The following is a 21,224-nucleotide window of genomic DNA, read 5'->3' as shown; positions in this document are numbered from 1 at the left end:
CCCGCGCGGGCGGGTGCGTCCGCCCCGGTAACCTGCTCGATGGGTGCCACTAGCCGGTCAACCAGGATAGGGACTGTGCTGGTGGGTGCCACGTTGTAGTTGGTAATGGGGTCGGTGAGTTCGACCCCAGCCATATACTGGGGGTGTTCATGGGCTAGTTCAAGGGCGTAGCGTCCGCACACTAGAACCCCTCGCTTTCGTAGGCTTCGATGACGGCGTCTTCAAGGTCGTCGACGGTGATGAGGGGTTCGATGTCGGCTGCTGCGCCCACTGTTGCGGGGTCCAGGGGTAGGCCGAGGGCCTGGTAAACGTCTGTTGTTACCTCGCGCAGGCTATCTGCCCCTGTTACTACGATGCCCGATGAGAACCACCAGGCTCCGGCAACGACCCGCTGGGCCGTGCCAATGAGCTTGACTCGCTGGCCGCCGGGCAGTTGGCCCCAGACCGAATATTCACCGGGGCAGTACTCGCCGGGTAGCTCCCCTACGCCGGCAGGAATGCCCAGACTGGTAAGGGCCTCTGCAAACATGGCTCCGAAGATGCCGTAGCGCTCGTGGTTGCCGCTGACAGCGTCCGATGCCTTCTGAAAATGATCCACCACCAGGCAGCCCGAGTGATAGGCGGCGGCGTGTCCGCCCACGGTACGCACCAGGGGCTCAAACCCGCGACCCACCGCAGCCGCGCGGGCCTGAGCGAAGCGGGGGTTGAGCTCGTCCCTGCGCCCAAAAGCCACCGTTGGCTTGGGCCGATAGAGACGCAGGGTACTGGGGGTCTCTCCCCTGCCGACGGCACGGACGGTCGCCATAGCTGAATCAACCATCTGAGCCATAGTGCCGCTGGTGGCGGGGTCAACGCGATCAAGGTGCAGCATTAATCCACCGAAATTTCGTTCAAGCTGGTAGAAACGAACTCCCACCAGGCCGGGCGCAGGCCTGCATTCAGCGCAACCTGCTGACTGATGATGTGCGAGGGGCTGGTGCCGTAGAAGGGAACAAACCCTTCTGCGAGAATTGCCTGCGACAGCTCCCTCACCAGGTAGGAGGCCAGCCCCCTGCCCCTGTGGCCGGCCAGCACGTCAATGCCGATCTGGCGGCACCAATCGGAGTCTTCGCTGGCTCCTGCGAGAGCCACCAGCTGCCCCTCGGCGTAGGCACCCAGCACCTGCACATCAGGGCGGAGCTCCTTGAACCCTAGTGCATTCTCAAAATCAGGGTTGCCGCGATACGGCTCCAGTTCGGTTGGTTCTAACCACCGCACCGTATAGCCCTCGGGCAACAAGCTGGAGCGGGCGTCCGCACCAGGGTTAAAGAAATCCCTGCCGGGGGTGAAAAAGAGGGAGGTACCGCTCATCTGCAGGGCGTAGGGGGTCAGGTAGTCGTTGAGTTTGCGCAGCTCAGAGTAGTCCCCCACCCAGTTGCCGTTATCGCCGGCCAGCAGGTTATCGGCGGCCTCGCGCACGCGCGGGTGCTGGGCACAGATGACCGTGAGCCCCCGATAGTTAATCAGACGTAGTTCCCAGTGGTCGCGGTAGCGGCGGCGGGCCGGGTGCATCTCATCGAGAGGAATTCGACGGGCTGAAAGATGGGTTGAGCCGTGCTGCTGAGCGATATCAATGGCCTGCTCCGGAAGGCACAGGTCAATGGACAGCTGGGCTGCCAGAATCTTCTCAGCCTGCTGATAGCTGGTGATAGGCGCGGGCATAGCTCACTTTCTGCTCGATGGGGTCAGTATCTAGGGTACTCGCTTTGGGAAGGGCGCGGACGCCGGCGGCCGCTTTACATTTCGGGGCAGGCTGATGGTGCGGGCGGGCTGTGCCCCGCATTTATTCTGCTTTCCCCGCAACTAGTTGCGGCTTTTTCAGAATAAATGCGGGGTGCCGGTGTTTATGCTGGAGGTATGAAGATTCTTGTTCTGGGTTTGAGCGGCGCCGGTAAGTCCACCTGGGCGCGACGGTTGGCTGCCGGGTACGGGGTGCCGCTGCTGCACCTTGATACCGTTCACTGGTTGCCGGGGTGGGTCGAGCGGGACCTAGCGGACGAACGCTCTCTTGTGGGCGAGTTTCTGGATGAGAATGAAGCCTGGGTGATTGAGGGCGGCTATTCCGATGTGCATTTTGAACGGCGGCTGGCTGAGGCTGACCGCATCTATGTGCTGTTAGCACCGCGCCTGGTGCGCCTGTGGAGGGTAGGACGCCGCTGGCTCACCTACCGCGGGACCAACCGGCCTGATATGACCGAGGGCTGCCCCGAGAAGTTCGACCTTGAATTTGTGAAGTGGATTCTGTGGGACGGCCCCAGCCGCGCCCGCATGAAGGCCCTGGCGGACGTCCGCCGCGCCTACCCCGAGAAAACGGTGTGGAGAAGGTGGTGGGGCTAAACCCCCTGCTACTCCTTTTATGAAAACGGCCCCTCGCCGTTCCCGCAGAAAGGGGTTCAACAAGGGGCCATTTTATAGCTCTGACTAGGGCATTTAGAAGTCCCAGTCCTCATCTTCCGTATTGACAGCCTTGCCAATCACGTAGGAGGAGCCGGAGCCTGAGAAGAAGTCGTGGTTCTCGTCGGCGTTGGGTGAGAGGGCCGAGAGAATCGCGGGTGAAACATTGGTGACAGAGGCGGGGAACATTGCCTCGTAGCCCAGGTTCATGAGTGCTTTGTTGGCGTTGTAGTGCAGGAACTTCTTGACGTCCTCGCTCAGGCCCACGCCGTCGTAGAGGGAGTGGGTGTAGGCCACTTCGTTCTCGTACAGTTCGTAGAGCAGGTCGAAGGTGTAGTCCTTGAGCTCTGCCTGGCGCTCTGCGGTCTCCTTTTCGAGGCCGCGCTGGTACTTGTAGCCGATGTAGTAGCCGTGTACAGCCTCATCGCGAATGATCAGGCGGATCAGGTCTGCGGTGTTGGTGAGCTTGGCGCGGGATGACCAGTACATGGGCAGGTAGAAACCTGAGTAGAAGAGGAAGCTCTCGAGCAGGGTTGAGGCGACCTTCTTCTTGAGGGGGTCATCGCCCTGGTAGTAGTCCATGACGATGCGGGCCTTCTTCTGCAGGTGCTCGTTTTCGGTGGACCAGCGGAAGACCTCGTCAATTTCCTTGGTGGAGCAGAGGGTTGAGAAGATCGATGAGTAGGACTTAGCGTGTACCGACTCCATGAAGGCGATGTTGGTGTACACGGCCTCTTCATGGGCGGTCACAGCGTCGGGGAGCAGGGAGACAGCGCCGACGGTGCCCTGGATGGTGTCGAGCAGGGTCAGGCCGGTGAAGACGCGCATGGTCAGCTGCTTTTCTTCTTCGGTCAGGGTCTTCCAGGACTGCACATCGTTTGAGAGCGGCACCTTTTCGGGTAGCCAGAAGTTAGCGGTCAGACGGTCCCAGACCTCAAGGTCTTTTTCGTCTTCGATGCGGTTCCAGTTGATGGCTTCAACGTGGTTGACCAGTTCGACCTTCTCACTCATGGTGATGGGTTCTCCTCATGTCGGGGTGTTGGAGTGCCTGAAATAGGCTTGGTTCTATTCTTTCACCGTTGGGCGGTTTTCGCACCAGCGGCTCGGTTTGCTTAATATCTCAGGGGCGGACGCCGTCGCCCGCTTCTTCTTGTAGGGCGGCTAGGCGTTCGGCTTTGGTTTCTCTGTCGACGAGGCGGCGCAGCAGCGGCAGGGCCGCAGCGAGCTGCGCGGCTTCGTCCGCGGTGAGTATTTCGTCGGCTCGTTCTACAATCCAGCGGTCGCGGCGGCTGATGATGGAGTCAATGGTGGCACTCCCCTGGTCTGTCAGGTAGAGCTCCTTGCGGCGTTTGTCGTGCAGGTTTTTACCCGAGGCGATATAGCCGCGGCGCAGGAGCGAGGCCACGATTTTGTTCATGGACTGCGGGGTCATGCGCTGAAAGCGGGCCAGTTCAGCGCCGGTTTGCCGCGGGGCAGCTTGGAGCTGGGCGAGCACGGTTTCTTCTGCAAACGAGAGGGGTGAGTGTGAGTCGGTCTCGTTCCTCAGCCGTCGATGCATTCTAAACACCGAGTAACGTAAGGTACCCGCCTGCTCATATGAAAAATTTTCCAAGGGCGCCAGCCTAAAATAATCAGTTTAACTTATCAGTTATATAGATTATATACCGCGATAAAGAAAGCCCGCCACCCACGCAAGATGACGGGCCCCGCTCGGCCGGGGCGGGCGTCCGCGCTCTATCAGCGCAACGCCCTACCCCATCTCAGGCCTTAGAGCATGCAGCTAACGCAGCCCTCAACCTCGGTACCCTCAAGAGCCATCTGACGAATACGTGAGTAGTAGATGGTCTTGATGCCCTTACGCCAGGCGTAAATCTGGGCCTTGTTGACGTCGCGGGTGGTGGCGGTGTCCTTGAAGAAGAGGGTCAGCGACAGGCCCTGGTCGACGTGCTGGGTAGCAACGGCGTAGGTGTCGATAATCTTCTCGTAGCCGATCTCGTAGGAGTCCTGGTAGTAGTCCAGGTTCTCGTTGTCCATGTAGGGAGCCGGGTAGTAGACACGACCCAGCTTGCCTTCCTTACGGATCTCAATCTTCGAGGCGATGGGGTGGATCGACGAAGTAGAGCCGTTGATATAGGAGATAGAACCGGTCGGCGGAACAGCCTGCAGGTTCTGGTTGTACATACCGTGCTCGGCAACCTCAGCGGCCAGCTGCTTCCAGTCCTCAGCGGTGGGCACAAAGTGGCCGGCAAAGAGCTCGCGGGCGCGCTCGGTCTCAAAGTCCCAGGTGCCGTTGATGTACTTCTCGAAGTACTCCCCCGAAGCGTACTTGGACTTCTCAAAGCCTACGAAGGTCTCCTTGCGTTCGCGGGCAATCTCCATGGAGGCACGAATCGCGTGGTAGGTGACGGTGTAGAAGTAGATGTTGGTGAAGTCCAGGGCTTCTTCAGAACCGTAGTAGACGTGCTCGCGGGCCAGGTAGCCGTGCAGGTTCATCTGGCCCAGGCCAACAGCGTGGCTCATGGAGTTACCGCGCTCGATGGAGGGAACAGAGGTGATATCGGACTGATCAGACACAGCGGTCAGGGCGCGAATAGCGGTGCCGACGGTCTGGCCCAGGTCGCCGCCGTCCATCGCCAGGGCGATGTTCAGGGAGCCTAGGTTGCAGGAGATGTCCTTACCGATGGTCTCGTAGCCAAGGTCAGCGTTGTAGACCGAAGGCTCAGAAACCTGCAGAATCTCGGAGCAGAGGTTAGACATGATGATCTTGCCGTCAATGGGGTTAGCCTTGTTAACGGTGTCTTCAAACATGACGTAGGGGTAGCCCGACTCGAACTGAATCTCAGCCAGGGTCTGGAAGAACTCGCGGGCGTTGATCTTGGTCTTCTTGATGCGGGCATCGTCGACCATCTCGTAGTACTTCTCGGTGACGTTGATGTCTGAGAAGGGCACACCGTAGATACGCTCAACGTCGTAGGGCGAGAAGAGGTACATGTCCTCGTTCTTCTTGGCCAGTTCGAAGGTGATATCGGGAATCACAACGCCCAGGGAGAGAGTCTTAATGCGAATCTTCTCGTCGGCATTCTCGCGCTTGGTGTCGAGGAAGGAGTAGATGTCGGGGTGGTGGGCGTGCAGGTAAACCGCGCCTGCCCCCTGGCGGGCACCGAGCTGGTTGGCGTAGGAGAAGGAGTCTTCCAGCAGCTTCATGACGGGAATGACGCCTGAGGACTGGTTCTCGATCTTCTTGATGGGGGCGCCGGCTTCGCGCAGGTTGGTCAGGGCGAAGGCCACGCCGCCGCCGCGCTTGGACAGCTGCAGGGCTGAGTTGATGGAGCGGCCGATGGACTCCATGTTGTCTTCTATACGCAGCAGGAAGCAGGAGACCAGTTCGCCGCGCTGCTTCTTACCGGCGTTGAGGAAGGTGGGGGTGGCGGGCTGGAAGCGGCCGGAGATGACCTCTTCAACAATCTTGGTTGCCAGAGCCTCGTCGCCTTCTGCCAACAGCAGGGCGACCATAACCACGCGGTCCTCGAAGCGTTCCAGGTAGCGCTGGCCGTCGAAGGTCTTCAGCGCGTAGGAGGTGTAGAACTTGAAGGCACCCAGGAAGGTGGGAAAGCGGAACTTCTTGGAGTAGGCCAGCTTGGAGAGGGACTTGACGAAGTCAAAGGAGTACTTCTCGAACACCTCGGGCTCGTAGTACTGGTGCTTGACCAGGTAGTCAATCTTTTCTTCCAGGTCGTGGAAGAAGACGGTGTTGTTGTTGACGTGCTGCAGGAAGTACTGGCGGGCTGCCTGACGGTCTGCTTCGAACTGAATCTGGCCGTTCTCATCGTAGAGGTTCAGAAGGGCGTTCAGTTCGTGGTACCCCATGCCACGGTATTTCTCGGGGGTGCTCGGATCCTCGTGACCGGGTTCTACGCTGAGGCCGGGTACAGGGAGTTTTGAATCCAAAATTTTTCCAATCCTTCTTGAACAGTTTCTACATCTTCTTCGGTGCCCATGAGCTCAAATTTGTAGAGCACGGGCACGTGGCATTTGGCGGCGACTTTGTCTGCTGCTACGCAGAACAGTTCACCGAAGTTGGTGTTTCCCGCGCCGATGACTCCTTGTAGGAGTTGCCGGTTGTGGGGGTTGTTGAGGAACTTCACGGCCTGGGGCGGTATGGAGCCCGCTCCCCCGGGTCTCCCGTAGCTGGGGACGCACAGCACATAGGGCCCGGTGACCTGTGGTGGGTCTTCACTGGTCTTCAGCGGTAGTCGTATGTTTTTTATTCCGGTCTTCTGAACGAACTTGTGGGTGTTCTCTGAGACCGATGAAAAGTAGACGATGGTGGGCTGTCCGGTGGTATCTGTGGTGTCCATGGGGGCGGGTGCCTGGATCTGGTCGTGGTGGGTGTGGGCGCGCGTGGCGCGGGTAAGAAAAAGCCCGGGTGCGGACGCCTGTGGGCGGCGGGTGCTCCCCGGGCGGGTGGTCAGCGGTTAGGCTGCGGCGCTGGCCAGGGCGTTGATCTTGTCGGGCTGGAAGCCTGACCAGTGGTCCTCACCGGCGATTACGACGGGGGCCTGAAGGTAGCCCATGCCCTTGATGAGTTCGAGGGCTGCGGGGTCCTCGGTGATGTCAACGGTGTTGTACTGGACGCCGAGCTTGTCGAGAGCGCGGTAGGTCATGTTGCACTGGACGCAGGCAGGCTTGGTGTACACCGTAACGGTCATTGGGGTATCTCCTTGGTGTCCCGCGCGTTGCGGGAGGTTTCTGGCATAGGGGCTCTCGAAAGAGCTGGTGTGGGATCTGGCGGCCTTTTCTCTCTAGTCGCCCGAACCGAGATTTAATACTACATCTAGTGTTTGGGGAGCGCACCTAACCCTACATAGTGTGGTCTGTTACGAAATTTTTTAAATCGGTGCGCTATCCACAGCCCTTCCGCGCGTTTGCGGGCTTTAAGGGAGTTATCCACATTAAGGGCTTCTTGGGGCGGGGTTGAAGGTCGGTGTGTGACCTTAAGTTCAGGGGCCGCTGAGCCCCCTGGGGCTTAAGACCGGACGTCCCGCGTGATATCAGGGCGGGGGCTTTCAACCCTAAATTGAGCCTTGAGTCTTGGGGGCTGCGCGGGCCTGTTTTTTAAGGTTTTTTGCCGGGGGCGTGTCGCGCAAAGGGGCACCCCGTCAGGCTTGACAAGGGTGCCCCTTAAGGTGTTTAAGCGCGGTTGTTTAGACGAGCCCGCGGTCTTTGAGCTGCTCGTAGAGGGCGGTGCCGTCATTGCCTTCTAGCCAGAGGTCGCCCTTGGTGATATCGCGAGCGCGGTTGTCGCCCCAGACGCGGCCTGATGAGAGGACGGATTCGCCGAAGGTGAGGTTGCGGATGAGGATGGCTTCGACGTTGTGGGGGTAGCGGACGGCGAAGCCGTTGTAGATTTCGGGGTCTCGTTGGCCGTCGTCGCCGATGAGGATCCAGCGGATGTTGGGGAATTCGGTGGCGAGGCGTTTGAGGGTGTTGACTTTGTGTTGGGAGCCGGAGCGGAACCAGCGGTCGGGGGTGGGGCCCCAGTCGGTGAGGAGGAAGGTGCCTTTGGGGTAGCCGTTGCGGTGGAGGAAGCGGCGGAGGGTGGGGGTGACGTTCCAGGCGCCGGTGGAGAGGTACATGAAGGGGGCGGTGGGGTGGGCGCGGTGGAGGCGGTCCATCATGACGGCCATGCCGGGGGTGGCGGAGCGGGCGTGTTCGTTGAGGACGAAGCTGTTCCAGGCTGCGACGAAGGGGCGGGGTAGGGCTGTGTTCATGACGGTGTCGTCGACGTCGCAGATGATTCCGATGGTTTGGTCTTCGGGGACGATGTAGACGCTGGTGATGGCGGGTTGGCTGCCGGGGGTGGTGATGGTGACTTGGTGGGTGCCGGGTTCTAGGGTGATGTTGAGTTTGACGTCTACGACTCCCCCGCGGTCGGCGTGGACGCGGTGGTGTTGGTTGTTGATGTGGATGTCGATGGGGGCGTGGGAGATGGCGACTGAGGTGAAGGAGCGCCAGCCGCGGACTGGTTCGATGGTGGGGTCGCCTTTTTCGACGGAGTCGAAGAATTCTTCGAAGAGGTCGGTTTTGTAGAGGGCGCGGCCGAGGATGCGCACCCAGTTTTTGGTGCCGTAGCCGACGCTGGGTACGATGACGGGTTCTAGGCCGTGTTTTTGTGCTTGGCGTTCACGGTAGGAGTGGATGCTGTCGCCTATGCGGTAGCCGATGTTGACGGCTTCGTCGGCTGCTTCTGCGACGATGGTTCGGATTTCGTGTGCCCCTGTGGTCATAGCCCTAGTTTTTCATATTTGGGTGGTTGGTGCATGTTATGGGTGGGGCTTTGGTGTGTTGTGGGGTGGGTGTGGTGTTAAAGGAAGAGGTGGGCACCGTCTTTGGTGCCCACCTGTGTGTGGTGTGTGGTGGTGTTGTTAGTCGATGTTGAGGACGCAGGTGGCGCTGCCGGTGCCGTCTGCTTCGTTGGCGTGGTTGACGTGGTCGCCTTCTTCGAGGGAGTAGCCGGTGCCCTTGATGGCGCAGAAGACCTCGGCTTCGGGGTCTTCGGCGGTGACGGAGACGCGGATTTGTGAGTCTGAGAGGTCTGCGAGGTTGTCGTAGGTGAGCTTGTAGAAGGCTTCACCTTCGAATTCATCCTGGTTGCCGTCGAAGTTCATCTGGTCTTGGTAGACGGTGATGGTTGCGGGGACCTCTGCGCCGTTGTGTTCGGCAGTTACCTCGATGGTGATATCGTCGCGGCCGCCCCAGCCGTCAGTTGCTTCGATGCCCATGCCGGGTACGATGGTTTGCGCGCAGCCTGCGAGCAGGGCGGTCGCCGCAAGCGCGGATACTACGGTAACTTTTTTCTTTGCCATACATAAAAATATAGCGTCTTCACAGACTCTTAGGGTAATGCTACGCGCCGGTGGGCGACAGTTTGTGGCTAAAAGTCTTAATGAGAGGTTGGGGGACGTAGTGGGGGCGGGCACTCTCTGGTGTGAGGGTGCCCGCCCGGGGTGTGGCGTCCTGGTGGTTGTGGACTACTGAGCGTTGTCTAGGCGCTCGGGGTCGGTGGTGACCAGGATTTTGACGGCGGTTTCGTTGCGGTTGATGAGGGTGTCGAAGCCTTCGTCGATGAGGTTTTCGAGGGCGATTTTGCCGGTGATGAAGGGCTTGAGGTTGATTTTGCCTGATTCGACGAGCTTGATGGTGTCGGGGTGGTTGTTGACGTAGGCGATGGTGCCACGGAGGTCAACTTCCTTGAGGACGAGTTTTTGCATGTCGAGCTGGGCGGGCTTGCCCCAGATGGAGACCACGACAATGACGCCCTGGGGTTTGATGGCGTCGAAGAGGGTGTCGAGGACAACGTTGACCGAGGTGCATTCGAAGGCGACGTCGGCGCCGCGGCCGTCGGTGAGTTTTTTGACTTCTTCAACGACATCTACCTCGGCGGGTGAGAGAGCGTAGTCGGCTACTCCTGCATCGAGGGCCTTTTGGCGGCGGAGGCTGGAGAGTTCGCTCATGATGACGGTTGCGCCCTGGGCTTTGAGGACGGCTGCGGTGAGCAGGCCGATGGGTCCTGCGCCGCCGATGAGGGCGACGTCGCCGTCCTTGACTCCCCCGGCTCGTTCAACGGCGTGGTAGCCCACGGTGAGAGGTTCGATGAGGGCTGCTTCGTCGAGGGGGATGTCTTTGGAGATTTTGTGGACCCAGCGGCGCTTGACGGCGATCTTTTCGGCAAGGCCGCCACCGCGCCCGGCGAGGCCGATGAAGTTCATATCTTTGGAGAGGTGGTAGTCCTTGTTGCCGGGGCCGGTTTCTACGTCGTCGCGTACGATGTAGGGTTCAACGACGACGTGGTCGCCTACCTCTAGGTCGGTGACGCCTTCGCCCAGGGCTTCTACGACACCGGAGAATTCGTGGCCCATGGTGACGGGGGCGGTTTCGCCGGAGATGGGGTGCGGGGTACTGTGGGTGGGGCAGAAGATGGGGCCGTCGAGGTATTCGTGAAGATCGGTGCCGCAGATGCCACACCAGGCTACCTTGATGAGGACTTCGCCAGCACCTGCGGTGGGTTCGTCGATATCTTCGATGCGGATGTCTTTGTTGTCGTAAAAGCGGGCTGCCTTCATGGGAGTCATCACCTGTTTCGATAAGAGGTCTCCCCCGCTACCGGGCTGAGCTGGTAGCGAGGTTTGGTCGTCTATGACCTCTTTCATCCTATCCCCGCAGCACCTGCTTGTGGCACCGGTTACGCCATATTTCGGCAGGTTGCAGGCATAACCGCCCCTAGGCCCTGCCCGTAATCAGGCCGCCCTCAACGGTAAAAGGCCAACCGATGCCATTCTTGGTCATAACGGTGTGGGGGTCTACTCCCGGGGCGAAGAGATGGGTGCGGTTTTTGTAGGCGATGAAGTATTCATCGAAGGCCGGTAGGTGGTAGGTGAGACCCAGGGCGTGGTCGAGCTCTTGGGGCGAAACATCCCTCTGCCAGCTGCCCACGTAGTAGGTAGTACCATCCAGGGTGAAGCTGGTCAGCTCACCAGTAGCCACCAGGGCATCAGCCGTGTGAGTCGCTACCGTCTTGGGCAGGGTGGACCACCAGCAAAAGTCTTCGATGGTGGCAGGGCCACGGGTGGAGAAGTAGCGGGCTGTCAGTTCCCGGGTTTTCTCAGCAGGGGTGCGGGCGGCGGCGTCCGCCACCTGCCGGGGGATGGCAGCTTCTGCGGCAACGAAGGTATCGTGCTGACCGGTGCGGCGGGTCTGAATAATGCGGCCGCCGGAGCCTGCCCGGCGCAGGTGGTGCCCCAGCAGCTCGCGGGGGTAGCCCGCCTCCGCGAAGAGGGCCCGCAGCTGATCGCGGCTCACCGGCTCACTAATAGCACTTTCAGCCAGCACCCGGGCTGCCTCGTAGCCCTCAACGCTCAGACCGAACTGCTCAGCTAGGCGCTCCGGCTTACCGGTAACCGAACGAGGCCCTAAGAGCGTGGTCACCCAGTGGTCGCTGCGGTGGAGGTAGTGCAGGGTGCCGCGCTGGGACCAGGTGCGCACCAGTTCATAGTCGGCGAGCGCGGTATCTAGGTGGCTGGTGTTGGTGGTGAGGGGTTTTTCGGGGTGCCCTGCGCGGATGGCGAGGGCGGTGAGGCCGCCTGCGTAGTTTTGGCCTTGGGTGGCGATCATGTAGTGGGCGGCGTCGGTGATGGTGGTGGGTGTGGTGGGGCGGGCGGACGCTGGTGCGAGGGCTTGGGCGATGAGTCGTCGGGCGAGGAGGTGGTTGGGGTGCATGGGTTTAGTGTACCCGCGCTTGGGAAACGGGTGTTCAGGTTAGAGCTGGTTATGTAGGGAGCGGCCGTTAGATTCAATAACCTGCCGGTACCAGTCAAAGGACTTCTTGCGGTAGCGTGCCAGGGTGCCTGAGCCGTCGTCATTCCGGTCCACATAAATCACCCCGTAGCGCTTAGACATCTGGGCGGTCGACATTGCTACCAGGTCAATGCACCCCCACACGGTGTAGCCCAGCAGGTCGACCCCGTCGGCGATTGCTTCTTCAGCCTGGAGCAGGTGATCGCGCAGGTAGCTGATCCGGTAGTCATCCTCAACCGTGAGCCCGTCCGGCCCACCTTCCACCAGCTGGTCCTTGGCGCCCAGGCCGTTTTCGACGATAAAGAGGGGCTTGCCCCAGCGGTCCCAAAAGTCGTTAAGCACCAGGCGCAGGCCCACCGGGTCAATCTGCCAGCCCCACTCAGAAGCTTCTAGGGTAGGGTTGGGCACTCCCCCGATGATGTTGCCCTCACCGGTTTCAGCTGCCCCCGCAGTTTCGCACACCGACATGTAGTAGGAGAAGGAAACAAAATCGACGGTATTCAGCAAATCCTGGCGGTCCTGCTCGGTAATCTCAAGCTGCACCCCCAGTTCCCGGAGCTTACGGAGAAAGTAGCCGGGGTAGGTGCCGCGGCAGTGTACATCACCAAAAACATAGTCATCGTGCGAGGCCACCTGGGCAGCTAGCACATCTGCCGGGTCGGGGGTCAGCGGGTAGCGGGGAACAGCCAGAATCATGCAGCCCACCCGGTTCTGCCCGTCAATCTCGTGAGCCAGGCGGGTGGCACGGGCCGAGGCAACCAGTTCGTGATGCACCGCCTGATAGAGGCGCTGCGGCCCAATCTCATCAGGTGTTCCTTCAAACCCCGAAAAGAAGGGAAAGTGCAGCACAGAGTTAATCTCGTTGAAGGTAATCCAGTAGCGCACCCTGCCCGCGAAATGGGTCATCACAGAGCGGGCGTACCGCTCAAAGAAATCAATCAGCTGCCGGTTAGCCCACCCACCGTATTCCCGGGCCAGATGCAGAGGGGTCTCGTAGTGGCTCAAGGTCACCAGCGGCTCAATCCCGTGGCGCAGCAGCTCGTCGATAACCCGGTCATAGAAGGCCAGACCCTCAGGGTTGGGTTCAGTCTCGTCCCCGCGCGGGAAAATCCGTGACCAGGCAAAGGAAAGGCGGAAGACCTTAAAGCCAAGTTCAGCAAAGAGGGCGATATCGTCTGCGTAGCGGTGGTAGAAGTCGATGCCCTCAAGCTTGAGGTTATCGGGGGTCGGCTGGGCTGTGGGGGCGGACGCCAGCCCCCGCGGCAGCACATCCTGTACGCTCAGCCCCTTACCACCCTCAGCATAGGCACCCTCAATCTGGTTGGCGGCAGTTGCGCCACCCCACAAAAATCCTTCAGGAAAACTCACCGGCGGCGTCCTTTCAAACTCTGTCTGCATCTTTTCCACCCTACACGTGATGGTAGGGGCGGCCGGCGGCAATTTCACCGGCTCGATATATTTGCTCCGTGATGATAAGGCGCACCAGCTGGTGGGGGAAGACCAGGTCCGAGAGGCTCCACACGGTATTAGCGCGAGCCCGCACCGAATCGTCAACCCCGTAGGCCCCACCAATCACCAGCACCACCTTCTTAAAGCCCAGCTGGGCTTCCAGCAGGCGAGCCAGGGCAGGAGAGTTCAACATCTTACCGCGCTCATCGAGCAGCACCAGGTAGTCATCACGATCGACCTTTTCAAGAATTCGACGAGATTCCTCAGCCCGGGCAGCTTCTTCTGCCAGGGACGAGTGGGGCAGGTATTGCCAGGTAATATCCCAGGGCTTGCGGAGGCGGGTTTCGTAGCGGTCGATGCCGTCCTTGACCCACTTTTCGTGTTTCTTACCGATAGCAATAATTTTGATGGTCATTGGTTCTCCTCAGTCAGGGGTACGCGGGCTGTAAGAACGGTAAAGGTGGGGGTGCGTTCTAACTGCCGTACCCGTTCAAAGCGCTCTTCAACCTGCTGCCGGTAGCGGGCGTGCGAGTTATGCACCAGATAGAGCTGCCCACCGGGGGCTAGCAGACGCAAGGACGCATCGAGCAGGGGGCCCACCAAGCTCAGGTCAACCGCGGTTCCGGTGTGGAAGGGCGGATTAAGCATCACGATGTCGGCTGAGCCCTGGGGCAGGCGGGAACCGGCGTCATCCCAGCTCACCTGAACCCGGGCGTCCTGCCCCAAGTTAAGGGCTGCCGACCGGGCGGCGTCCACATCGAGGTCGGTGACCCAGACCCGGGCAACCTCCACCCCGGCAGGCAGGTGCTCTAGAACCTCGAGGGTCACCGACCCGTTACCGCACCCCAGATCAACCAGGGTCAGCTGGCGGGCAGGGGCCTGCTTCGCTAGGTCAGTGAGGACGTTGGTGGCCAGCAATTGGCCGCCCCGGTCGGGCTTACCACCTGAGAACACGCCACCAACAGCCTGTAGGGGCCCGGCGGGCCGAGGTGCCTCAGGTGCCGGGGCCGGCGCTGTAGCAAGCAGGCAGCGGTGCTTGCCCTTACCTCGCAGGCCTCGCACCTGCCCGAAACTGTGGGCCAGAGTCTGATTGAAGCTGGTACTCATGTGCTTGGTATTGCCACCCAGAATCAGGGTAGTCTCACTCCCCCGCTCAGCCTGATATCGTGCTAAATCATGGGCGAGGTCAGCGAGCGCGGCGTGGCTCTTCGGTAGGTGGCCCAACACCAGACTGCCCTTAAAGTCGTGGTGGGCTAGGGCCCGGTAGAGGCTATAGGTGTCTGGTGTTACCTGCCCCTGGGCATCTAGCCCGGCCAGGGTCAGGCGGGCGGCAGCGTCCGGAGCTTTTTCTCTAAGGACGCGGTGCAGGGTCAGGGCGTCTGCGTAGGAGCGTTGGCGGCTAATCACCCGGTGGTTGCCGGGAGCGGTGTGCACTAGGGCCCAGAAGGTTAGGGCGCCGGTGGGGTCATCGAGGACGAGCACATCCCCGGCAGTAGCGCCGTCAGGGCCGGATGCGGAGGCGGCGTCTGCGAGGATAAGCCGGTCAAGGGCGGTTGCCGCGCCTGCGCTCAGTGAATCGAGGGGCACGAGCTGGGTGAGATGGTGGGTACTAGATGTGGGCACCCCTCTAGTATCTCACGGGCGGTAAGGGGTCTAGGTGGGGCGGTGCGTCCACCGAGTGAGATGCCGGGCCGACGAGTGGCGCTAGGGGGCTGCGTTCCCGGCCTCTCTATCAGTCCGCTGATAAAATACTGGGAGTAGGGCGCCCAGGCCCTGCCCACACCACACACCTGAAACGAGTAGATTGACATGAGCGAACAGACGCCTTCCTCCTACCCCGCCCCCCAACTACAACACCAACCCCTACCAGCAGCAGGCACCCCAGACCGAGAAGACCAACACCCTGGCGATTCTTAGCCTCGTTTTTGGTTTCCTGGTGAACATCGTCGGTATCGTGCTTGGCTTTGTTGCCCTCAATCAGATTAAGCGAACCGGCGAGAAGGGCCGCGGCCTGGCCATTGCCGGTATCGTCGTGGGCTTCATCAGCCTGATCAGCGGCATCATCTTCGCTATTCTCATGCTTGCTGGGCTCAACGAGGTTGCCAAGTCCGCAGCTGCCTACGAGTCATCAGCTACCGCTGTAAGCTCGTCCTCCGCTAGCGCCCTGGCTACCGAAGAGGTAAGTGAAGAGGCCTCGGCAGCTGCCGACGAGGCGTCCGCCCTGGCCTCCGATGCGGCAACCACCGCTGCCCTTGACCCCGCCTCCCCCTACTGTGTTGCTCTCGATGAATTCCTGGTTGCCTCTGATGATATCCAGCAGGATGCCACCACCTTAGACGGTTACCTGGCTTCGCTGACCAAGCTTCGCGACAATGCTCCTACCGAAGAGATGCGGGCTTCACTGACCACCGCTATCGACGCTGTCAATGCTTCTGATGCAGCAGGCTTTGAGTCTGCCCTGAACGAGGTTGTTTGGGATCTGGGCATGGACGCCGTCAACTGCGGCCTCGAATAAACCCCGCCGCCCCCAACGACAAGGGGCCCCGCACCTTCCCGGTGCGGGGCCCCTTTGTGTTTTAGTCGGTCATCCTAACGGTTGCCTGCTGGGGTGCCACCAGAGGCATGGGCTCATATTCAGCGCGCAGGGCTCGCAGGCGGGCCACGTGGGCGTGAAGGGCCCTATCTTCATCGGTAGTGGGCGTAAAGGGGCGGGCCGGTAGGGGCTGGCCATCAAGATCGGTTGCCATGTAGGTCATGGCCGCGTGAATCGCCAGGGGTAGCTGGTCGTGGCGTTCCCTCGGGTTGCCGGCGCGCAGGTGCACCATCACACCCATGGAACGCGCATCGGTGCGTACCAGGCGGGCGGTCACTTCCACCAGGTCCCCGATATGCACCGGCTGGTAGAAGCGAATTCCACCGGCGTAAACAGCGACGGTGCGCTCGCCGCTCCAAGCCATGGTGACGCTGGTGGCTGCTTCGTCAATCCATTCCATGGCGGTGCCGCCGTGCACATTCCCGCCCCAGTTCACGTCGGTGGGCTTAGCCAGGAAGCGGTGGGTCACTTCGGGGGCGGTGGACGCGCTCGTGTAGGTCTGAGAAGTCATTTCGGCTTCAATGGCCTTACGGAGTTCCACGCGAGAGAGCGCCGCCTGCTGCACCCGCTTCTCCTCGTCGGTCACGGGCACATAAGGAGTAACAGGGGTAGGTTTGCGATCTTCGCCCATAGCAACGAAGATGACCAGGCAGTCGCAGGCACGGGTGAAGTTGCCGTCCCTGGGGTCAGCGGAGAGCACTTCGTTGACGATGTGCATGGTGGAGCGGCCGGTGTAGACAATGCGGGAGCGCACCTCGACCATGTGCCCCGAGGGGATGGGGCGGGTGAAGTGAATATGTCCCACATAGGCGGTGACGCAGTAGGTGCCCGACCAGCCGGCGGCGCAGGCGTAGGCGGCTTTGTCGATCCATTCGAGCACGCGTCCGCCGTGCACGCCGGCTGAGCCTGCGATGATAACGTCGGTGGGTGCTGCGAGAAAACGTAGGGTGATGGAGGGCTGCGGGGCAAGCTTGGCCATGGTGGGTTTCTTTCTGGTGCTGTGCGGTAAACGGTGCGGACGCCCCTACCAGCTCCCCTGCCCTGGGGCAGGTGGGGCGGTGGTGGCGTCCTTGCCACCGGGAGATGCCGCTACGTGATTGTTATATCGTACGACATGCGCTGCGTCGCACCGAGCTGCGTCTCAGCCCTGAGAAAGGTGTCAACCATGCACGCTGGGCTGATTATCTTGCCCTGATCACCGCAGCCCGAACATCAGCAGCCACCAGAGGCTCAACCCTCATTGACACTCAGGACCTCTTGATTGCCCTAACACTTGACCCGGGTGCCGTCGGAGCCACCCTGCGCAAGCAGGGGCTCACCCACCACAGGGTCGAAGCAGCCCTCTCATCGCTGGAGCATTCCCTGCTTGCTTCACTGGGTATCCACCAGGCACCAGCCCGTCACTCCCTCCCCGGCCTAGCCGACTTCACCTTCACCGAACGAGCTCAGAAGTTCTTGCACCAAAACCCCACCCCGCAGGCACTTTCCCTAGCACTCCTAGATGAACCCACCGGCGTCATCCAAGAAGTGGTAACCACCTGCGGACTGACCACCGAAACGATCCGCCAGAGCCTGAAAAAACTTGGCACTTCTACCCTTTCAGACGCACCCCAGGCACCAGCAGACGAGGCCGACCCCCGCCGCCTCAGCTCAACCCGCACGGTGTTTATCCCTGTTGAGATAGAAAAAGTCTGGGACCTCATCAAGGAACCGCAAGAGCTCGCACGCTGGGTTCCAGCAATTGACCTCGTTGAACCTAACCCCACAGACGGGGTCTGGCTGGGCTACACCACAGACCTTGACCAGGTGAAGAAGTTTGGGCGGGTTCACCAGGATTCCCTAACCCGCAGCATCCGGCAGACCAAGCTGTCCCAGAGTCAAAGCACCCACCGGGTTGCCTATGAGCTGGACTTTCCCCACCAGCCGAAGTTCAACACCCAGCTCATTGAGGTCACTTTGAACCCCCAGGAGTCGGGAACTCTCGTTCAGGTCACCAGTGGGTGGTTGCGAGCGCCGGAAGCTAACCTGCCGCGGAACATTCGGTGGCTCCGCCGTCCGCTCGGTGCAACCCTGCGCCCTGTGACCCGCTGGGTCGCCACCATTCAGGCTGAAACCCTGGCAGGTCAGATCCGCAGCGCTGTCACCCAGCGTCACAATACTTGATATTGAAAGTTTCTTGTCGTTAGGCTGGTGCTACCACAGCTTCAAAGGAGAAGACCATGACCCGCATTAAACCAGCCCTCGCAACGGTTGCCGTCCTCGCCCTAGCTGCCTGCAGCTCGCCCCAAGCAGCTCCAGAGAGCACCAGCTCACCAGTACCCAGCAACGCTACAGCAACCGTAGCAACGGGCACTCCAAGCACTCCTAACTCAGCTTCTGGCACCCAGCTAGTTACCGCCACCAGCGACGATTTAGGGGATACCTCCCCCGAAACACCCGATAATCTCGCCCAGCAGCTAGCCGAGGGTGGGCTGGTGCTTGTTCACCGCTACACCGGAGCAACCCGACCCGCTAGCCCAAGCGCTGCGCCTGATGGTTTCATCGATGACGGTCAGCGCATCTCAGAAACCAGCATCGACCGCATGAACCAGCTGGGCGCTAAGTACCGCGAACTTGGTATTCCGGTATCGTCCGCGCTCTCCAGCGAGTACTACTTCGTCTACCAGCATGCCGACCAGGCGATGGACACCCAGGTTGAGATCAACCGTGACTTAACCGGATCCCTCTACTTCACCGACCAGCAGGAGCTCGAAGACTCCCTCCAGGGTCTGCGTAACCGCACCGTTACTCCCCCACCAGCAGGTACCAACACGGTGCTTTTTACCCACCAGGGTAAGTTTGACAAAGCCTATGGCTTTTATCCGGACGCCGGGTGGACGCTCATCTTCGCCCCCGACGGTAGTGGCACACCACGGCTGATAGCTAGCTTGTCGCTCGATGAATTTTTAGAGCTCTAGTTTCACGGGCACCCCAGGCTAGCCCGCCACCTACGGGTGAACCAGACTAAGCTGGATACCAAAACCGCGTCGGGATTGAAAGGTAAGAGCACCTATGCATCAGATGGTTCGTTACGCCACCGTCATCGTTATCGGCGGCGGTCAGGCTGGTCTCTCCGCTGGCTACCATCTAGCCCAGCGCGGTTACGCCAACGCTCTCACCCACCCCACAGCCCCACTGACCTATATCGTTTTCGATGCTGCCGAAGGCCCCGGCGGGGCATGGCGCCACCGCTGGGACTCACTCACCATGGCAACCGTCAACAACATCTTCGACCTCCCCGATTTTCCCCGCCCGCAGGTAGAGCTCACCCAACCCAGCAAGCAGGCAATACCAGCCTATTTTGCCGACTTCGAGGCAACCCAACAGCTGGCTATCGCCCGGCCGGTCGCCGTCCTTTCTGTCACCAGAATCGATGACCCGGCTACCCCCTTTGAGCTGACCACCACCAACGGTATCTGGCGGGCGTCCGCGCTGATTAACGCAACCGGAACCTGGAATAACCCCGTTTTGCCCGCCTACCCGGGGCAGGCGTCCTTTCGGGGGCGGCAGCTGCACACCCGCGACTACGTGAAACTTGAGGACTTCACCGGCCAGCGGGTAGGTATCGTAGGCGGCGGCATCTCTGCCGTGCAGCAGCTGGAGGAAATCTCCCGGGTCACAACCACCTTCTGGTACACCCGCCGCGAGCCTGTCTTCCGAAATACCGAGTTCAACGCCGAATACGGGCGCGATGTGGTCGCCCGCGTCACCGCCGATGCCGAAGCAGGCCGCCCCACCGGGTCAGTGGTCAGCTACACCGGCCTGGGGTGGACGCCCTACGCCCGAGCCGCCAAAGCCCGCGGGGCCCTGAATCGCCGCCCCATGTTCAGCAGAATCGACGCCACCGGTGTCATCGAGGCAGACGGCAGCCACACCGACCTTGATACCATCCTGTGGGCTACCGGATTTAAACCTGCGCTCGCCCACCTTAACCCGCTAGGTCTTCGCAATGAGCTAGGAGCCATCCAGATGGACGGCACCCAGGTTGCCTCAGAGCCCCGCCTACACCTCATCGGATACGGGCCCAGCCAGTCCACGGTGGGAGCTAACCGGGCAGGCAGGATTGCGGTGCGCAAGCTGCATAGGCTACTGACTCGCTAACGACTCCCGCTACCTCTTTCGCGCAGCGGACGGGTCAGCACCAGGGAGGGCACAAGAGCTAGAGCTGCAATACAGGCCAGGGTTGAAAAAGAGGTTGCAGCCATAATAAATCCCGAAGCCAGGGCCGCGGTAGCCGCACCCAGGTTGGTCAGGGAGTCCAGGCCGCCGGCTGCCCGGGTGCGGCTTTCAGCTGGCAGGGAGGCTGCAAAGAGGGCCGAGGCAGCCACAAAAGTTGCAGACCAACCCACCCCCAGCAGAATCAGGCTTGCCACCATGGCAGGTATGTTGTGAGGGGCAAGGGCACCTAGCGCTACAGCTAAAACCAGCAGGGCAGTACCGAGCAGAATGATGGTGCGTTCCCCCAGCCTGTCGGCACCCAGCCCCATCAGGGGTGAGAGCCCGTACATGCCAAGGACATGCAGACTGATGGTCAGACCGATGATCTCAATGCCAGATCCCTGATGGTTCATATGGACCGGGGTCATGGTCATCACCGACACCATCACCATGTGGGCCCCCAGCAGGCTGATAGCCGCGTATCTTGCCTGCCGGTTGCCCGCTATTTCGCGGCTAAAAGCGCCGACCTTGGCTCCCAGGCTGGGTTTGTTCTGGCCGGACGCGCCTGCCCCCTGCTCCGCGGTAGACAAGCCGGGGGCGGCGTCCTTCTTGGTGCCGGGTAGAAGGGCGAAAACCAGCAGGGTTGCAACCCCTAAAGCAAGGGCGGCCAGGGCAAAGGCTGCGCTGTAAAGGGTGGTGCCCAGGGATGGCGCGAGCGCAGCAGCCGGGGTACCGATATTAGGGCCGAGGACGGAACCGATGGTGCCTACCCAGACGATGAAGCTGAGGGCTGAGCCACGCTTGGCGTCAGCGGCGTGGTCGGTGGCAGCGAAGCGGGCTTGAAGAGCAGCGGCGGAACCAGCCCCCATGAGCAGCAAGCCGAGGGCAACTAGAATCATGCTGGTGCCAGAAGCCGCCCAGGCCAGGATGGCAGCCCCTAGTGTGGCGGTTGCCCAGCCGGTGGTGAGGGCGGTGCGGCGGCTGGTGCGGGCAGCAAGCTGAGCAAGTGGTACGCCAAAGAGGGCCGCCCCGAAGGTGGAGGCGGTACGGGCTATCCCGGCGAGCGCCTCGTTCTGGGTGACCTCACTGGCTAGGAGTACCCCGACGGAGGGGGCTGCCCCTACCCCGATGGTTCCAAAGACCTGGGTGAGGGCCAGGGCCCAGAGGATGCGGCGCTGCTGGTGGGTGTTCATGACTA

The 21,224-nt window shown here is 60.9% G+C and carries 21 protein-coding genes and 1 pseudogene; 5 read left to right on the top strand and 17 right to left on the bottom strand.

What is annotated here, in order from left to right; translation table 11 throughout:
* From L6762_RS06955 to L6762_RS06945, 3 genes and pseudogenes are all read right to left on the bottom strand, one after another.
* A pseudogene (locus tag L6762_RS06955) lies at positions 1-182 on the bottom strand (SOS response-associated peptidase); the annotation flags it as partial.
* Positions 182-871, bottom strand: a complete 690-nt coding sequence (locus L6762_RS06950; protein WP_237186199.1) for a lipoate--protein ligase family protein — start codon at positions 869-871, stop codon at positions 182-184. The gene L6762_RS06950 and the pseudogene L6762_RS06955, both read right to left, overlap by 1 nt.
* Positions 871-1,701: a GNAT family N-acetyltransferase gene (locus L6762_RS06945; RefSeq protein WP_237186198.1), complete on the bottom strand. Its 831-nt coding sequence runs from the start codon at positions 1,699-1,701 to the stop codon at positions 871-873. Before L6762_RS06945 ends, L6762_RS06950 begins: the two co-directional genes overlap by 1 nt.
* Positions 1,702-1,896: 195 nt before the next feature.
* Between L6762_RS06945 and L6762_RS06940 the strand changes: the two genes are divergently transcribed.
* A complete protein-coding gene (locus L6762_RS06940) occupies positions 1,897-2,376 on the top strand; it encodes a hypothetical protein (protein WP_237186197.1) in 480 nt (159 codons plus the stop codon).
* 93 nt (positions 2,377-2,469) lie between these two features.
* On the opposite strand, the gene nrdF is transcribed toward L6762_RS06940, so the two are convergent.
* From nrdF to L6762_RS06880, 12 genes are all read right to left on the bottom strand, one after another.
* Positions 2,470-3,444: a class 1b ribonucleoside-diphosphate reductase subunit beta gene (gene nrdF, locus L6762_RS06935; RefSeq protein WP_237186196.1), complete on the bottom strand. Its 975-nt coding sequence runs from the start codon at positions 3,442-3,444 to the stop codon at positions 2,470-2,472.
* A gap of 109 nt (positions 3,445-3,553) precedes the next feature.
* Positions 3,554-3,928 (bottom strand): MarR family winged helix-turn-helix transcriptional regulator, encoded by a 375-nt coding sequence (locus L6762_RS06930; RefSeq protein ID WP_237186195.1) that lies wholly within the window; start codon positions 3,926-3,928, stop codon positions 3,554-3,556.
* A gap of 272 nt (positions 3,929-4,200) precedes the next feature.
* Positions 4,201-6,381, bottom strand: coding sequence for a class 1b ribonucleoside-diphosphate reductase subunit alpha (gene nrdE / locus L6762_RS06925; RefSeq protein ID WP_377129164.1), 2,181 nt, complete (start codon positions 6,379-6,381; stop codon positions 4,201-4,203).
* On the bottom strand, positions 6,345-6,791 hold the full coding sequence (gene nrdI, locus L6762_RS06920; RefSeq protein WP_237186193.1) for a class Ib ribonucleoside-diphosphate reductase assembly flavoprotein NrdI: 447 nt from the start codon (positions 6,789-6,791) through the stop codon (positions 6,345-6,347). The genes nrdE and nrdI overlap by 37 nt, the downstream gene beginning before the upstream one ends.
* A gap of 117 nt (positions 6,792-6,908) precedes the next feature.
* Positions 6,909-7,142 carry a glutaredoxin-like protein NrdH gene (gene nrdH, locus L6762_RS06915; protein WP_135013938.1) on the bottom strand — a complete coding sequence of 78 codons (234 nt, stop codon included), beginning with the start codon at positions 7,140-7,142 and terminating at the stop codon, positions 6,909-6,911.
* A gap of 495 nt (positions 7,143-7,637) precedes the next feature.
* On the bottom strand, positions 7,638-8,720 hold the full coding sequence (locus L6762_RS06910) for an App1 family protein (RefSeq protein WP_237186192.1): 1,083 nt from the start codon (positions 8,718-8,720) through the stop codon (positions 7,638-7,640).
* A 138-nt stretch (positions 8,721-8,858) separates the two neighbouring features.
* On the bottom strand, positions 8,859-9,299 hold the full coding sequence (locus tag L6762_RS06905; protein WP_237186191.1) for a hypothetical protein: 441 nt from the start codon (positions 9,297-9,299) through the stop codon (positions 8,859-8,861).
* Positions 9,300-9,464: 165 nt separating this feature from the next.
* The gene (locus L6762_RS06900) at positions 9,465-10,556 is read right to left on the bottom strand and encodes a 2,3-butanediol dehydrogenase (protein WP_237186190.1); all 1,092 of its coding nucleotides are present in this window, start codon (positions 10,554-10,556) and stop codon (positions 9,465-9,467) included.
* A 157-nt stretch (positions 10,557-10,713) separates the two neighbouring features.
* Positions 10,714-11,709 carry a winged helix DNA-binding domain-containing protein gene (locus tag L6762_RS06895; RefSeq protein ID WP_237186189.1) on the bottom strand — a complete coding sequence of 332 codons (996 nt, stop codon included), beginning with the start codon at positions 11,707-11,709 and terminating at the stop codon, positions 10,714-10,716.
* A 39-nt stretch (positions 11,710-11,748) separates the two neighbouring features.
* Positions 11,749-13,185 carry a glycoside hydrolase family 1 protein gene (locus tag L6762_RS06890; protein ID WP_423817088.1) on the bottom strand — a complete coding sequence of 479 codons (1,437 nt, stop codon included), beginning with the start codon at positions 13,183-13,185 and terminating at the stop codon, positions 11,749-11,751.
* Positions 13,186-13,195: 10 nt separating this feature from the next.
* Entirely contained in the window at positions 13,196-13,651 is a 456-nt protein-coding gene (locus L6762_RS06885) for a 23S rRNA (pseudouridine(1915)-N(3))-methyltransferase RlmH (RefSeq protein WP_237186187.1), read from the bottom strand.
* Entirely contained in the window at positions 13,648-14,859 is a 1,212-nt protein-coding gene (locus L6762_RS06880) for a class I SAM-dependent methyltransferase (protein ID WP_237186186.1), read from the bottom strand. The genes L6762_RS06885 and L6762_RS06880 overlap by 4 nt, the downstream gene beginning before the upstream one ends.
* Before the next feature lie 280 nt (positions 14,860-15,139).
* On the opposite strand from L6762_RS06880, the gene L6762_RS06875 reads away from it, so the two are divergent.
* Positions 15,140-15,751, top strand: a complete 612-nt coding sequence (locus L6762_RS06875; protein WP_336603588.1) for a DUF4190 domain-containing protein — start codon at positions 15,140-15,142, stop codon at positions 15,749-15,751.
* Between the two features lie 61 nt (positions 15,752-15,812).
* Here the strand turns inward: L6762_RS06875 and L6762_RS06870 are convergent, their stop codons facing one another.
* Positions 15,813-16,808 (bottom strand): acyl-CoA thioesterase, encoded by a 996-nt coding sequence (locus L6762_RS06870; protein ID WP_237186184.1) that lies wholly within the window; start codon positions 16,806-16,808, stop codon positions 15,813-15,815.
* A gap of 104 nt (positions 16,809-16,912) precedes the next feature.
* On the opposite strand from L6762_RS06870, the gene L6762_RS06865 reads away from it, so the two are divergent.
* From L6762_RS06865 to L6762_RS06855, 3 genes are all read left to right on the top strand, one after another.
* A complete protein-coding gene (locus L6762_RS06865) occupies positions 16,913-17,992 on the top strand; it encodes an SRPBCC family protein (protein ID WP_237186183.1) in 1,080 nt (359 codons plus the stop codon).
* Positions 17,993-18,048: 56 nt separating this feature from the next.
* Positions 18,049-18,786: a hypothetical protein gene (locus L6762_RS06860; RefSeq protein ID WP_237186182.1), complete on the top strand. Its 738-nt coding sequence runs from the start codon at positions 18,049-18,051 to the stop codon at positions 18,784-18,786.
* Positions 18,787-18,880: 94 nt separating this feature from the next.
* Positions 18,881-19,969: an NAD(P)-binding domain-containing protein gene (locus tag L6762_RS06855; RefSeq protein WP_237186181.1), complete on the top strand. Its 1,089-nt coding sequence runs from the start codon at positions 18,881-18,883 to the stop codon at positions 19,967-19,969.
* On the opposite strand, the gene L6762_RS06850 is transcribed toward L6762_RS06855, so the two are convergent.
* The gene (locus tag L6762_RS06850; RefSeq protein ID WP_237186180.1) at positions 19,966-21,219 is read right to left on the bottom strand and encodes an MFS transporter; all 1,254 of its coding nucleotides are present in this window, start codon (positions 21,217-21,219) and stop codon (positions 19,966-19,968) included. The two genes, L6762_RS06855 and L6762_RS06850, sit on opposite strands and share 4 nt — an antisense overlap.
* Positions 21,220-21,224: the final 5 nt, after the last annotated feature.

It is taken from the genome of Rothia nasimurium (assembly GCF_928381705.1).
Classification (GTDB): Bacteria; Actinomycetota; Actinomycetes; order Actinomycetales; family Micrococcaceae; genus Rothia; species Rothia nasimurium_G.
The sequence above is the reverse complement of the archived record's forward strand: the minus strand, read 5'-3'. Positions and strand labels throughout refer to the sequence as shown.